Annotated in this window: 2 protein-coding genes; both read right to left on the bottom strand. The window is 74.1% G+C overall.

The window, feature by feature from the left end:
* Window positions 1-8 precede the first annotated feature (8 nt).
* The gene (locus CRP27_RS12605) at window positions 9-476 is read right to left on the bottom strand and encodes a hypothetical protein (protein ID WP_097180962.1); all 468 of its coding nucleotides are present in this window, start codon (window positions 474-476) and stop codon (window positions 9-11) included.
* Window positions 473-15,682 carry a CARDB domain-containing protein gene (locus CRP27_RS12610; protein WP_097180963.1) on the bottom strand — a complete coding sequence of 5,070 codons (15,210 nt, stop codon included), beginning with the start codon at window positions 15,680-15,682 and terminating at the stop codon, window positions 473-475. Before CRP27_RS12610 ends, CRP27_RS12605 begins: the two co-directional genes overlap by 4 nt.
* Window positions 15,683-15,703 lie beyond the last annotated feature (21 nt).

Genomic DNA, 15,703 nt, shown 5'->3' on the forward strand with positions numbered 1-15,703 from the left:
CGTGGCCGTCAGGCCGCGAAGCGCTCCACGCGCAGCACGCAGGAGAGACCGCTCTCCGAGGTGTCGATCGTGGTGTCCCAGTCCGCCGAGGCCCCGGCGCCGACGGAGGCGACGTCGACCTCCTTGACGGCGCGGGTGTCCGACGCCCCCTTGAGCAGCGAGACGTAGATGCGGTAGCCCTGACCGGTCTTCTCCGGGTTCTTGACCGTCCCCGCCACGGCCCACGACGACCCGGAGCGCTTGCACGAGGTGACCTGCACGTCCGACTTCGCGCCGACGAAGGCCCCGGTGCCGCCGGCCGGTGTCTGCACGTCGGTGATCGCCGGACGCTCGGTGGCCGCCGCGGAGGACGACGCCGAGGCCTTCCCGTCGGGGCTGTCACCGCCCGAGCAGCCGGCGAGTCCGACGCCGAGCGCGGCGACCCCGGCGAGTGCCAGGAGTCGGACGGACAGGGAGCGCGTGGGGCGCAGGGTCATCGGTGTTCCTTCCTGGTGCGACGGCGGCTCCCGATGGCCGCCGTTGCGATGCCGAGTGCCACGAGGAGTGCGGCCACGGCGATTGCCGGCACGGGGTCGGACCCGGTGAACGCGAGGGCAGGGACCCCCGCGGCCGGGTGGACCGCGATCCGGACGGTGTCGGGCGCTGACGTGACCGGGCCGTCTCCGGGCAGGGTCCCGGGCTGCGGCGTCCCGATCGCCGTCGCGCTGTTCTCGACGCTACCGGAAGCGCCGTCGGCCTGACCGACCACGTAGGTGGCGGTCGCCGTCACCCGCTGTCCGGGGGCGAGGACGCCCGCGGCGCCGGGCCACTGGCCGTAGGTGACGTCGGAGAGCCCGGCGAGCCGGTCCTCGACGTGCACGCCGCGCAGGGTGACGGTGCCGGTGTTGACGAGCGTGAAGCCGTACTGCAACTGCTGGCCCACGGCGCCGTCGGTCCCGGGGGCGTACTGCACGGTCTTGTCGATCGTCAACGAACCGCGGCCCGCGACCGGTGCGGTCGCCGAGGACGCGCCGCTCGTGACGTCGGTGCCGCCCGGTCCGGTGCCACCGACGGTCGCGGTGTTCACCACGCCGCCGGCGTCGACGTCCGCCTGGGTGATGCGGTAGCTCGCCGTGCCGGTCGCCTGCTCACCAGGGGCGAGCGTGCCGGCGGTGCCCGGCCAGGTCCAGCTGACGTCGGTGAGCCCGGCGAGGCCGTCGTCGAGCGTCACGTCCGTGATCGGCGCGGAGCCGTCGTTCGTCACGGTGAACGTGTAGTCGACGCGGTCCCCGACGGCACCGGTCGCCCCGGCCGCGAGCACCCCGCGCTTGTCGAGTGTCAGGTGCGGTGCGTTCGGCAGGGAGACCCCGGCCTCCGACGTGTCGGTGACGGTGGTGCCGTCCGGTGCGGTGCCGACGACGGTCGCCGGCGAGGACAGCGATCCGGCGTCCACGTCCGCCTGGGTGACCACGACGGTCGCGTCGACCTCGACGGTCTCCCCCGGCAGGAGCACGCCGGGTTCGCCCGGCCAGGCGTAGGTCATCGCGGAGACCCCCGCTCCGGCGTCGCGCACGGTGACGCCGCGCAGGGTCGTGTCGCCGCCGTTCGTGACGACGTAGTGGTACCGGACGGTGTCGCCCACGGCGCCGGTCGCTCCCGGCGCCAGGGACGCCGTCTTCACGATCGAGATCCCCGCGGGTGCGGTGTCCGTCGGGACCGTCGCGGCGCCGCCGCCGTCCACCACGACACCGTCCGGTGCCGTGCCGGTCGCGCGTGCCGTGTTCACGACCCCGCCCGCGTCGACGTCCGCCTGTCCGACGGTGCTCGTGCCCGTGACCCGTGCGGTCTCGCCCGGTGCGAGGGTGCCTTCGACACCCGGCCACGCGGTGCCGGTGGTCCGGAAGCCCGCGAGGTCGTCGGTCACCGCGACCCCGGTCAACGTGACCGTGCCGCTGTTCCGGACGTCGATCGTCCAGCGGAGCTCGGTGCCACGTCCCGCGGTCGTGCCGGACGCGGGTGCGCCGGACTTCGTGACGGTCAGCCCGGGGGTCCCCGTGATGGTCGTCGACCCGTCGTCCGAGGCCCGCACGGTCGCCCCGGCCGGGGTCGTGCCGGTGGTGGTCGCCGTGCTCGAGACCGAACCGCGGTCGACGTCCTGCTGGGTCAGCGTGTAGGTCGCCGTGCCCGTGGCGGTCTGGCCGGGCCGGAGGACCCCGGACGCGGCCGGCCAGTCGATCGAGATCGCGCCGAGGCCGGGCTGCCCGTCCGCGACTGTGATCCCGCGGAGCGTCGCGGCCGCGGTGTTCGTGATCGTGAACGTGTACGTGACCTGGTCACCCGCACGCCCGGTGGCGCCGTCGGCGAGGCGCTGCGTCTTCACGATGTCGATGCCGGCGTCCGCTGCGGCGAGGGTCACGGTGGCGCTGCCCTCGGCCGAGACCGGGCCGCCCGTCGGCGGGTTGGCGGTCGCCGTCGCGGTGTTCACGACGCTGCCGGCGTCGACGTCGTCCTGCGTGACCGTGTACGCGGCGGTGGCGACGACGTCGGCCCCGGGGGCGAGCGTGCCGTCGAAGGCGGCGGGGAACGTCAGCGCGCCGAGGCCCGGCAGCGGGTCGCTCGCGGCGACGTCGCGCAGGGTGGTGGTGCCGGTGTTCCGGATCGTCACGCGGTAGTCGACGGTGTCGCCGACGGAGCCCGCCGCGCCGTCCGCGAGCGCACCGTCCTTGGTGACGGTGAGCTCCGGGGCGCCGGGCAGCACGAGCGTCGCGCCCGCGCTGGCCGTGACGTCGGTGCCGGTCGGCGGGGTGCCGGTCGCGGTCGCGGCGCTGGCGATGCTCCCGCGGTCGACGTCCGCCTGGGTCAGCGCGTACGTCGCGGTCGCGGTGACGACCTGCCCCGGAGCGAGCACACCGGCGGTCCCGGGCCAGTCGTACGACACGGTGCCCACGCCGTCCTGCGCGTCTGCGACTCCGACGCCCGAGAGCGTCGAGGTGCCGCTGTTCGTCACCCGGTAGGTGTACGTCACGACGTCCCCGGCCCGCGGGGCGGTGTCGCCGTCCGGCAGCGCTGCGGTCTTCGTGATCCCGATCCGGGCGTCGGCGGGGCCGGTCCCGACCGTCGCGGAGGCGTCGGCTGTGACGACGGCACCGTCCGGAGCCGTGCCGGACGCGGTGGCCGGGTTGGTCACCCTCCCGGCGTCGAACTGCGCCTGCGTGATCGTCGAGGTCGCCGTCGCGGTGACGGTCTGCCCGGGGGCGAGCACGCCGGGGGTGCCCGGCCAGGTGCCGAACGTCACGTCGCCGCTGCCCGGGAGCTGCTGGGCGATCGCGGTCGCACCGAGCGACACGGTGCCGGAGTTCGTCACGGTGTACGTCCACTGCACGGTGTCGCCGACGGCGCCGGTCGCGCCGGGTGCGAGCGCACCCTCCTCCGTCAGGTCGACAGCCGGTCGGGCGGTGATGGTGACCGTGGCCGTGTCGGCTGCGTCGACGGTCGCGCCACCGGGTGCGGTGCCGGTCGCGGTGACCCGGGAGGCCTGGGTCCCCCTGTCGACGTCGGCCTGCGTGAGCACGTAGGCCGCGGAGGCGCGTGCGGACTCCCCTGGTGCGAGCACCCCGGTGGTCCCCGGCCAGGCGATCGTGATCGCGGACGTGCCGGTCTGCGCGTCGGCGAGCGTCACACCGCGGAGGGTCGACGTGCCGGTGTTCGTCACGACGTAGCCGAAGTCGACCGTGTCGCCGGCCCTCCCGGTCGCGCCGTCGGCGAGGCTCGCGGTCTTCGTGACGGCGACCTGCTGGGTCGAGGCACGCAGTCCGACCGTCGCACTGTCCCGCTGCGGACCGGGGTCGGTCGCACCGGTCGGCACGGTGGCGTCGGCGGTCGCGGTGTTCACGACGCTGCCGGCGTCGACGTCCGACTGCGCGACGGTCGAGCGTGCCGTGGCGGTCACCGACTGCCCGGGCAGGAGCTGCCCGGCGGTGCCGTTCGGCCAGGTCCCCACGACGGGTGCGGAGACCCCTGGCAGGGCGTCCGCGACCGAGACGTCGGTGAGCGTGACGGTGCCGGTGTTCGTCACCCGGTAGGTCCAGTCGATGCGGTCGCCCAGGTCGCCCCGGTCGCCGTCGGCCAGCACGCCGGTCTTGTCGAACGTCCACGAGCCGGTCCGGACGGTGTCCACGCCCCCGTCGGCCGTGGCGGTGACGACCTCGCCCGAGGGGACGGTCGCGGTCGTCGTCGCGGTGCTGGCGATCGATCCGCGGTCGACGTCCGCCTGGGTCAGCGTGTACGTGGCGGTCGCGGTGACGGACTGCCCGGGCGCGAGGGTGCCGACACTGCCCGGCCAGGTGCCGTAGGTGACGGTGCCGAGGCGCGCCTGGTCGTCGTCGAGCGTGACGCCGGTGAGCGTGCGGTTGCCGGGGTTCGAGACGGTGAACGTCAGCGTGACGGTGTCGCCCGCGACGCCCGTGCCCGAGGTCACGCGCTCGTCCTTCACGAGCGCGATCGCGTCGGACGGATCCGCGGTGCGTATCGTCGCGCCGTCGGTCGCGGTCACCGGTGCCCCGGTCGGCGGGTTGCCGACGACCGTCGCCTGGTTGACGATGCTGCCGGCGTCGACGTCGGCCTGGGTCACCGTGTACGTCGCCGTCGCGGTGACGACGGCACCGGGCGCGAGCGTGCCCGCCGTGCCCGGCCAGTCGGCGTCGATCGCGGAGAGCCCGGCGAGCCGGTCGGACGCCGTGGTCCCGGTGAGGGTGACGGTGCCGGTGTTCTGCGCGCGGAACGTGTAGCGCACGGTGTCGCCGACACGTCCGGTGCCCCCGTCGGTGTACGCGGCCGTCTTCGACAGCGTGATCGAGGGCGACGGCGCGACGGTCACCGAGCGGGTGTCGGCGTCGCTCACCCCGGTGCCGCCGGGGGCGTTCCCCGCGGCCGTGACGGTGCTCGTCAGCGTGCCCCGGTCGACCTCGGCCTGGGTGAGCACGTGGGACGCCGTCGCGGTGACGGTCTCACCCGGTGCGAGGCGCCCGGCGGTGCCCGGCCAGGTGCCGTACACGACGGCGGACACGTCGGTCTGGTCGTCTCGGGCGGTGACGCCGGTCAGGGTGACGTTGCCGGTGTTCGTGATCGCGTAGGTGTACTCGACGCGGTCGCCGGCGACACCGGTGGAACCGCTCGCGAGCACCGCGGTCTTCACCACGCCGATGCGCGGGCCGGACGCGGCGGTCTCGACGGTGGTGCCGTCGGTCCCGGTCACGTCGGAGCCGTCTGGTGCACGCCCCACGACGGTCGCGGTGTTGGTGACGGCGCCGGCGTCGACGTCCGACTGCGTGATCGTGTACGTCGCCGAGGCGGTCACGGTCTGGCCCGGGGCGAGGACGCCGACCGCGCCCGGCCACTCGTCGACGGTCGGGTCGCTGAGGCCGGGCATGCGGTCGATCAGGTCGAGCAGCGTGACGGTGACGTTGCCGGTGTTCGTGGCGGTGAAGGTGTAGCGGATGCCCTCGCCCGCGGAGCCGGTCGCACCGGGCGCGAGCCGACCCTGCTTGAGCAGGGTGAGCTCCGGAGCCTGGGCGAGGTCGACGCCGGCGGTGTCGGTGGCGCGCACCGTGCCTCCCGTCGGTGCCGTGCCGGTGGCGGTCGCGGCACTCGCGACGCGACCAGCGTCGAGGTCCGCCTGGGTGAGCGCGTACGTCGCGGTGGCCGTGACGGACTGCCCGGGAGCGAGCGTGCCAGCGGTGCCCGGCCACGTGCCGTACGTGACGGCGCTCGTGCCGGTCTGGGCATCGGCGACCACGACGCCCCGGAGCGTCTGGTTCCCCGTGTTCGTGATCGTGTAGCCGAGCCGGACCGTGTCACCGACGGCCGGCGTGCCGGTCGCGGCGAGCTGCTCGGTCTTCGTCAGCGCGATCGCGGGGGCGCCGTCGTTCGTCCTGATCGTGGCGCTGTCGGACGCCGTGACGTCCGCACCGCGGGCCGGCGTCGCCGTGACGGTCGCCTGGTTGACGATCGCGCCCGCGTCGACGTCGGCCTGTGTGACCGTGTAGCCGGCCGTCGCGGTGAGGGCCTGGCCCGGTGCGAGGGAGCCGTCGCCGTTCGGGCCGGCCGCCACCGTGATCGTGCCGAGTCCGGCGAGGCGGTCCGTCACACGGGCCGAGCCGAGCGTGACCTGGCCGGTGTTCGTGACCGTGAAGGTGTAGCGGACGGTGTCGCCGACGCGGCCGGTGCCGCCGTCGACGTACGCGGCGCGCTTCGTGACGCCGACGCCCGCCGCTGCGGTCAGCGCGACCGAACCCTGCGCGGTGTCGCCGACGCGGGTGCCGGTCGGACCGGTGCCCGTGGTGGTCGCGGTGCTCGCGACGCTGCCGCGGTCCACGTCCGCCTGCGTCAGTGTGTACGACGCCGTGGCCGTGACCGACTGGCCGGGTGCCAGGGTGCCGACGGCGGTCGGCCAGGTGCCGAACGCGATGTCCGACAGCCCTACCTGCGCGTCCGCGAGCTCGACGGCGGACAGCGTCGCCGTGCCGGTGTTCGTGATCGTGTACCCGAACCGCACGGTGTCGCCGGCGACCCCGGTCGCGCCGCCGGTGAGCTGCTCCGTCTTGTCGAGCCGGATGCCGGGCACGGCCGTGGCGAGCGCGACGGTCGCGGCGTCGGACGCCGTGACGGAGTCGCCCGTCGGCGTGCTGCCGGTGACGGTGGCGTCGTTCAGCACGCTGCCGGCGTCGACGTCGGCCTGGGTGACGCGGTACGTCGCCGAGCCGGTGACGCCCTGCCCGGGGGCCAGGCGTCCGGCGGCGGCCGGCCAGTCGGCGACCTCGACGTCGGACACCCCGGCGAGGACGTCGGAGACGGCGACCGCGGTGACGGTGACGTTGCCGGTGTTGGCGACGCGGAACGTGTAGCGGACGGTGTCACCGACGGCCCCGGTCGAGCCGCCGAGGCTGCCGGTCTTGTCGATCGACAGGGTGCCGCGCGGCGCGACGGTCACGCCGCCGTCGTCGGACGCCGCGACGTCGGCGCCGCGCGGCGGGGTGCCGGTGGTCGTCGCGGTGCTCGCGACGCCGCCGCGGTCGACGTCCTGCTGCGTGAGCGTGTACGTGGCGTGCGCGACGACGGACTGACCCGGTGCCAGGCGTCCGGCGGTGCCGCCGGGCCAGGCGTCGAACCGGACGGCGGACAGGCCCTGCTGCGAGTCGGTGACCCCCACCCCGGTGAGCGTGACGTCGCCGGTGTTCGTGACCGTGAACGTGAGGTCGACGGTGTCGCCGGCGGCGCCCGCTCCCCGGTTCGTCTCGGTCTTCTGGATCCCGATGCCGGGCGCTCCGGTCGTCGTGACGACGGTGCGCGTCCCCGAACCGGACACGGTCGTGCCGGCCGGTGTGGTGCCCGTCGTGGTCGCGGTGTTCGCGATCGACCCGGCGTCCACGTCGTCCTGCGTGACGGTGCGGTCCGCCGTGACGACGACCGCTTGGCCGGGCGACAGCCTGCCCGCGGTGGCGTTCGGCCACGTCGTGGTGGGGGTGCCGAGCCCGGAGAGCGGGTCGTCGACCGTCACGCCGGTGAGGGTCGTCTGCCCGGTGTTCGTCGCGGTCACGGTGTACCGGACGACGTCGCCGACGCGCACGGCACCGATGTCGCCTGCGCCGACGACCGCGGCCGTCTTGCGCGTCGACACGGTCGAGGTCGGGTCGAGCACGACGCTGCCGTCGTCGGTCGCCGAGACCGCCGCGCCGCTGCGCCGGTCGGTCGCGGTGGTGGTGGCGCCGCTGGACAGGGCGACGTGGCCGTCGGTGTCCGCCGCGGCGCGGTCGACGTCCGCCTGGGTGAGCCGGTAGCTCGCCGTGGCGGTGACCGACTGGCCGGGGGCGAGCGTGCCGGTGGTCCCGGAGGGCCAGGCGCCGAACGCGATGCCGGACAGCCCCTGCTGCTCGTCGGTCAGCCCGACGCCCGTCAGCGTGGTCGTCCCGGTGTTCGTGATCGTGTACCCGAAGCGCACGGTGTCACCGGCGACACCGGCGGCGCCGTCGGCGACGGCCTCGGTCTTGTCGAGCGTGATCGTCGGGGCGCTCGCGTCGACCGCGGTGGTGCTCGTGGCGGTCTTCGTGATCGCGGCTCCGGCCGGCGGGCTGGCGACGGCGTTCGCGGTGTTCACGACGCTGCCGGCGTCCACGTCCGCCTGGCTGATCGTGTACGCCGCCGTCGCCGTCGCGACCTCGCCGGGTGCGACCACGCCGGGGCGGGACGGGTCCGGCCACGTGTACGACAGCACCCCGACGCCCTGCAGCTGGTCGGTCATCTGCAGCAGGTCGAGCGTGGTGTTGCCGGTGTTCCGCGCGGTGAGGGTGAACCGGAGGTCGTCGCCGACGCCGGCGCTGCTGCCCGCGGGCACACCGGACTTCGTGAAGTCGAACGTGTTCACCTGTGTGACCGGGACGGTCCGGTAGCTCGTCGCCGTGACGGCCGCGCCGCCGTTGGACGGGGTGCCGCGGGTCGTCGCCGGGCTGGTGACGTACCCGGCGTCGATGTCCGCCTGGGTCAGCGTGTGCACGGCGGTGGCGGTGACGGTCTGGCCCGGGGTGAGCGTGCCGGTGGTCCCGGACGGCCAGGTGCCGTACGTCAGGCCGGAGGAGGCTCCGGCGTCGGTGATGCCCACGCCGGTCAGCGTGTAGTCACCCGTGTTCGTGACCGTGTACCGGAGGTCGACCGGGTCACCCGGCCGGGGCGCGCTGCCGGTGTCCCGGACGGACGCGTCCTTCACGATGCCGATCGCCGCGGTGTTGTCGGCGTCGGTGGCGATCGTGACCGTCGCGTCGCGGCTCGTCGTGGCACCGGCGGGCGTCGTGCCGGTGACGGTCGCGGTGTTCGTGATCGCGCCGGCGTCGACGTCGGCCTGCGTCACGGTGTACGACGCGGTCGCCCGGAGTCGCTCGCCCGGAGCGAGGGACCCGGCCGTGCCGCCGGACCACTCGAGGTCGCGGAGCTGCCCGGCGGCCGCCGCGTCGGCGACGGGGGTCGAGGCACCGAGCCCGATGAGCTGGTCGCGGAGGGCGAGGCCGCTCAGGGTCACGGAACCGGTGTTCGTCGCGAGGAACGAGAACACGACGGTGTCGCCGACCCGGCCGCTCTGCACGGCGCCGTCGGCGGACTGGCCGTACCGAGCGGTCTTCGTCAGCGTCACGGCCGGGGTCGGCGTGATGGTGACGCCGTCGGTCGCGGTCGCGGTGACGCGGGTGCCGGCCGGGGTGGTGCCGAACGCGGTCGCCGCGGAGCGGATGCCGCCCGCGTCGACGTCGGACTGGCTGAGCGTGTACGTCGCGGTGGCGGTCGCCGAGCGGCCGGGGGCGAGCGTGATGGTGGTGTCGCCGTCGGCGAAGACGACGCTCGAGATGCCGCGCTGGGCGTCCTGCACGCCGACGACGGTGAGCGTCACGTTGCCGGTGTTCGTGACGACGTAGCGCATGTCGACCTGGTCGCCCGCGGTCGCTGCGCGGGTCGTCGAGCCGTCGGCGTCGAAGGTCTCGGCCTTCGTGACGGCGAGCCCCGGTGCTGCGCTCGAGGTCGGGACGGTCGCGGCCGCGGTGGCGGACACGGTGGCCGGGTCGGTGCCGGTCGGTGCGGTGCCGGTGACCGAGGAGGTGTCGACCAGGGCGCCGGCGTCGACGTCGGCCTGGGTGACGGTGGAGGTGGTGGTCGCGGTGACGGTCTGGCCGGGCGCGAGGGAGTTCGGCGCGTTCGGCCACGCGTACGTCACCGTCCCGCCGAGGGCGTGCACGACCTCGGGGATCGTCAGCGTGACGGTGCCGGTGTTCGTCGCCTGGTACGTCCACGTGACGACGGAGCCGACGCCGCCGGAACCGCTCGTGACGGACCCGGTCTCGGTGAGCGAGACCGCCGGGGTGCGCTTCGTGCCCACCGAGCCGGTGTCGGTCGCGCGCACGGTGGTCCCGCCTGGGGAGACGCCCGTGGTCGCGGCGTCGCTCGAGACGGTTCCACGGTCGACGTCCGCCTGGGTGAGCGTGTAGGTCGCGGTGACGGTGACGGACTGCCCGACGCCGAGGGTCCCCGCGGTGCCGGACGGCCACGTGCCGTAGGTGAACGCGGAGTGCCCGGACTGCTCGTCGGTGAGCGTCACGTTCGTCAGGGTCTGGTTGCCGCTGTTCGTGATCGTGTACCCGAGCCGGACGGTGTCACCCGCGACGCCGGTGGCACTCGTGGCGAGGCGCTCGGTCTTCGCGAGGGAGATCGCCGGTGCGCCGGAGGCCGGGGTGACCGTGGCCGCGCCGGTCGCCCGGACGGTGCCGCCGGTCGGGGTGGTGGCCGTCGAGGTCGCGGTGTTCACGATGCTGCCCGCGTCGACGTCCGACTGGGTGACGGCGTAGGTCGCCGTCCCGCGGACGGTCTGCCCCGGCGCGAGGGTGCCGGTGGTGCCGGACGGCCACGTGCCGAAGGAGATCCCGGACAGCCCGGCGAGCTGGTCGCTCACGCCGACGCCCGTGAGCGTGGTGGTGCCGGTGTTCGCGACGTCGAAGCGGTACGTGACCGTGTCGCCCGCGGCGCCGGTCCCGCCGACGACGGCGCTCTTCGACACGGCGATGCCCGGTGCCGGCGCGATCGTCTGCGTGGCGGTGGCCGGGGTGGACACAGCGGTCCCCTGCGGCGTGATGCCGGACACGGTCGCACGGTTCGCCACCGCGCCGGCGTCGACGTCGGCCTGGGTCACCGTGTACGACGCGGTCGCCGTCACGGACTGTCCCGGTGCGAGGCGTCCGGCGGCACCCGGCCACGTGTACGTCAGCGTCCCGAGCCCGGTGTGCGGGTCGGTGATCGTGACGCCGGTGAGGGTCTGGTTGCCGGAGTTCGTGGCCCGGAACGCGTAGGTCAGGGTGTCGCCCGCGCGGCCGGTGTACCCGGTGCCCGTGGTGACCGACTTGGTGAACCCGAGTGCCGGCGACCCGGTGAGCGGGATCGTGCCGGAGCCCTGCGCCGTTGCGGTCGACGTGCCGGACGGCCCGGAACCGGTCGCCGTCGCGGTGTTCGTCACCGATCCGGCGTCGAGGTCGGTCTGCGACACGGTGCCGGTCGCCGTCGCGGTCGCGCTCTGGCCCGGGGCGAGCGTGCCGGCGGTCCCCGGCCACGAGTACGTCAGCCCGGAGAGTCCGGCGAGCGAGTCCGTCGCCCCGACCGAGGTCAGGGTGGTGGTGCCGGTGTTCGTGATGCGCAGGGTCCAGGTGGTGCGGTCGCCCGCGGTGCCGGTCGACCCGGCGTCGAGCGCGCCGGACTTCGCGACGCTGATCGCGACGGTCCGGTCGACGGACACCGACGCCGCGGTCGCCTGCGACACCAGGGTGTTGCCCGGCGTGGTGCCCGCGATGGTCGCGGTGTTCCGGACGGTGCCGGCGTCGATCTGCGCCTGTGTCAGGGTCGAGGTCGCGGCGGCCGTGACGGTCTGCCCCGGCGCCAGGCGGCCCGTCGTCCCCGGCCACGAGTACGTGATCGCCGACAGGCCCGCGAGCTGGTCGGTGATCGCGACGCCCGTGAGCGTGACGTTGCCGGTGTTCCGGGCGCTGAACGTCCAGTTCACGGTGCCGCCGGCCGCCGGCGAACCGGACCCGGCCACGGCACCCGTCTTCGTGAACGTCAGGGCCCCGGACGACGGCACGGGCAGGGTGTTCGGACTGGTCGCCGAGACCGACCCCTGCGTGGGCGTGGTCGCGGTCGCGCGCGCCGTGTTCACCACGCTGCCGGCGTCGACGTCGGCCTGGGTGAGCGTGTACGTCGCGGTGGCCGTGACGGACTGGCCCGGAGCGAGGGTGGCCGCGGTGCCGGACGGCCACGTGCCGTACACCGGCGTGGAGACGCCGGTGAGCGCGTCGCCGATGCTCACGGCGGTGAGGGTCTGGTTGCCGGTGTTCCGCGCGGTGAACGTGTAGTTCACGGTGTCGCCGGCGCGACCGGTCGCGCCCGACGCGAGCGCGCCGGTCTTCGACACGGCGATCCCCGGCGCCGCGGGCACGGTCGTCCGTGCGGTGGCGGCGTTCGTCGCGGTGGTGCCGTTCGGCGCGGTGCCGGTCGCCGTCGCGGTGTTCTGGACGTACCCGGCGTCGACGTCCTTCTGGGTCAGCTTGTAGGTCGCCGTCGCGGTGGCGCTCTGCCCGGGGGTGAGGCGCCCGGCGGTGCCCGGCCACGCGTACGTGATCGTCGACAGCCCGGTGAGCGGGTCGGCGACGGTCACGCCGGTGAGGGTGGTGTTGCCGGCGTTCCGGACCGTGAACGTGTAGGTCACGGTGTCCCCGACGGCGCCGGTCGCCCCGGACGCCAGCGCGCCGGTCTTGGCGATCGCGATGCCGGGTGCGCGGGACACCGCGACCGTGGCGGAGGCCGTCGACGACGCGGGCTGACCGGAGCCGTCGGCACGGGTGTTGCCCGCACCGGTCGCCGTGTTCACCACGCTGCCGGCGTCGACGTCGGCCTGGGTGAGTGTGGACGTGGCCGTCGCGGTGACGGTCTGGTTCGGGTCGAGCTGCCCGGTGGTCCCCGGCCAGCTGTACGTCAGCGCGGAGATCCCGCTCAGCCCGTCGGCGATCGCGACGCCGTACAGCGTGGTGTTGCCGGTGTTCGTGGCGCTGAACTGCCAGTTCACGGTGTCGCCGACCTTGCCGGTGGCTCCGGTCGCGAGCGCACCGGTCTTCTCGAGGGCGATCTTCTGCGCGGCAGCGATGTTGACGGTCTTCGAGGTCTGCCCGCTCGTCACGGCGGTGCCGGACGGGTTCGTGCCGGTCGCGGTCGCGGTGTTCGTGATCGACCCGGCGTTCACCTGCGCCTGCGTGAGCGTCGAGGTGGCGGTCGCGGTGACGGACTGGCCCGGCGCCAGCTTGCCGGTCGTGCCGGAGGCCCACGTCCCGTACGTGATCGTCGAGATCCCGGCGAGCGGGTCGGCGATGGTCACGCCCGTGAGGGTGCGGTTGCCCGCGTTCGTCACGGTGAAGGTCCAGTTGACGGTGTCCCCGGCCCGCCCGGTCGCGCCGGACGCCAGGGTCCCGTCCTTGACGATGGTCAGACTGGAGGCATCGGTCACCGCCACGGTCGCCGTCGCGTCCGGCGCGGTGACGGTGCCGCCGGTGGCGCCCCGTGCTGCGGCCCCGGCGGTGTTCACGACGCTGCCCGCGTCGACGTCGGTCTGCGTGAGCGCGTACGTCGCGGTGGCGGTCACGGTCTGCCCCGGCGCGAGCGTGCCGCTCGTGCCGGACGGCCAGGTGCCGTAGGTGAGCGCCGAGACACCGGTGAGCCGGTCGGTGATCGACGCGGAGGTCACGGTCTGGTTGCCGGCGTTGCGCAGGGTGAACGACCAGTTCACGGTGTCGCCGGCCCTGCCCGTCGATCCGGCGGCGACGGCGCCGCTCTTGGTCAGGACGAGCGCGTTCGCGGCGGGGACCGCGACGGTGGCCGTGGCGGTGGGTGCCGTGACGGTGCTGCCGGTCGCACTCCGTCCGGCGGCCGTGGCGGTGTTCGTCAGCGTGCCGGCGTCGACCTGCGCCTGGGTGAGCGTCGAGGTGGCGGTCGCGGTGACGGTCTGCCCGGGGGTGAGCCGGCCGGTGGTGCCCGACGGCCAGGTGCCGTAGGTGATGGCCGAGACGCCGGCGAGCTGGTCGGTGATCGCGGCACCGGTGATGGTCTGCGCGCCGGAGTTCGTCAGGCGGAAGGTCCAGTTCACGGTGTCGCCGACCCGTCCGGTGCTCCCGGAGGCGAGGGCGCCGGCCTTCGTCAGCGTGAGGGCGTTCGCGGCCGTCAGTGGCTGGGTGCGGGACGCGGTCGCGGTGGGCTTCGGCCCGCCGTCCGGGTCGGTGCCGGTGACGGTGGCGGTGTTCGCGACGGACCCGGCGTCGACGTCGGTCTGCGTCAGCGTGTAGGTGGCGGTCGCGGTGACGGCCTGGCCGGGCTGGAGGGTGCCGCTCGTACCGGACGGCCAGGTGCCGTAGGTGAGCGCGGAGAGCCCGGACAGCGGGTCGGTGATCGCGACGCCGGTGAGTGGGGCGGTGCCGTTGTTCGTGGCGGTGAACGTGTAGTTCACGGTGTCGCCCGCCTTGCCGGTGGCACCGGAGGCGAGGGCGGAGGTCTTCGTGAGGGCGAGCGACGACAGGTACGTGTTCGTCGAGCCGGTGTCGGCGACGGTGATGGTGGTGTCACTCGTGACCTGGGCGGTCGCGGTGACCGAGCTCGTGGTGGACGCGGCGGTGGGCGGCGGACCCGTGCACCGGACGGTCGCGGTCGCCCCGGAGGCGAGCGGCCCGGCGATCGTCGTCGACGGCGTGCAGGTCTCGGTGTCCGGGAACGTCAGCTGGATGTTCGACAGCGACACCGACCCGTTGTTCGTCACGGTGATCGTGAACGCCGTGTTCTCGGTCGCGGTGCGGTACTGGTCGTTCACCGAGCCGTCCAGGGTCTTCACGACGCTGAGCGCGGCCGTCGGCACGGACAGCACGGCGTTCTGCAGCAAATAGGAGTCACCGCTCGTGCCGACGGTGAGCGTCATCGAGGTGTCGCCCTTGTCGACGCCGCTGAGCGTCTGGGTGTGCACGTCGACGCTCTGGTTCGTGAACGTCGACGTGTCGCTGGTCTGCGTGTACCGCACCGAGCCGTCCGCCTGTCCGACACCGATGTTGCCGGAGGCGTTCTTCGTGTTGAGCACCTCGGTCGGACTGCCGCCCTGCGGGGTGTACCGCATGTAGTCGCCGGTGATGCCACGGTCGCCCTCGTACAGGGTGTAGCCGAACTTCACGCCGGCCTGCAGTGCCGAGAACCCGGTGAAGTTGACGGTGAGCGGGCTGTCCGAGGCGGCCTCGCGCACGTGGCCCTGGTAGTAGATGACCCGGTGCGGGGCACTCGCGGCGTTGCCGGGGATGTACTTGCCGTAGTCGTAGACGACCGTGAGCGACCAGCCCGCGTAGCAGCCGGCACCGACCGCGGCCCAGATGTTGCCGGCGCTGATGTTCAGCGCCGACCCGGTGGTGGCGTTCGCGAACGCGCTGGTGACGTCGGCCGAGGCCGAGTAGTACAGCGCACTCGCCTGCGACGCCGGGTCCTCGAGAAGGGCCTGCGGGGCGACGGTCTGGATCGCGCCGGAGCCGACCTTGAACTGCACGCCCTGGGTCCGGTAGCCCGAGGCGGCGTCCGGCCGGGTGGCGTACCACTGCGAGCCGTTCGCCGAGTTGCCCGAGCAGGTCACGTTGCCGGCACCCGTGAAGACGCCCGTGTTGGCGCTCCAGTCGAGGTACGCCTTGGCCACGGTCGCACCGGCCGGGATCGTCAGCGCGCCGGTCGACGAATTCGTGGTGAAGCCCGAGACGGTGTTCGAGTTCACCATCTTGAAGTAGTCGTTGTACGACGTGGAGACACCGGTGCCGGGGTTGTTCGCGTGCAGGTCCGTGCAGCTGCCGCTGGTGTTCGTCGCGGTGAGCGCGGAGCCGGTGCAGGCGAGCACACCGTTGCCGGTCATGGTGAAGTCGCCGTTGACGGTCGCCTGGTAGTTCGGCGACTGGTCCGCCCCGGTGCCCCACTGCACGACGGCGGCCTGTGCGACACCCTCGGTGCCGAGCGCGACGCCGGCGGTGGGGATGAGCACGGCGAGCGCCATCGCGATCCCACGGAACCAACGGGGACGGGCGATGGTCTCCGCGCGGTGGCGGGGACGGGGTGCGAGCAGCAAGCAGTGACCTTCCGGGCACGA

The sequence above is a fragment of the Curtobacterium sp. 314Chir4.1 genome, assembly GCF_900215175.1.
Lineage (GTDB): Bacteria > Actinomycetota > Actinomycetes > Actinomycetales > Microbacteriaceae > Curtobacterium > Curtobacterium pusillum_A.

Bases quoted from the DNA above. Each gene is read 5' to 3' on its own strand.
- CRP27_RS12605 (WP_097180962.1), bottom strand. From the start codon at position 476: ATGACCCTGCGCCCCACGCGCTCCCTGTCCGTCCGACTCCTGGCACTC.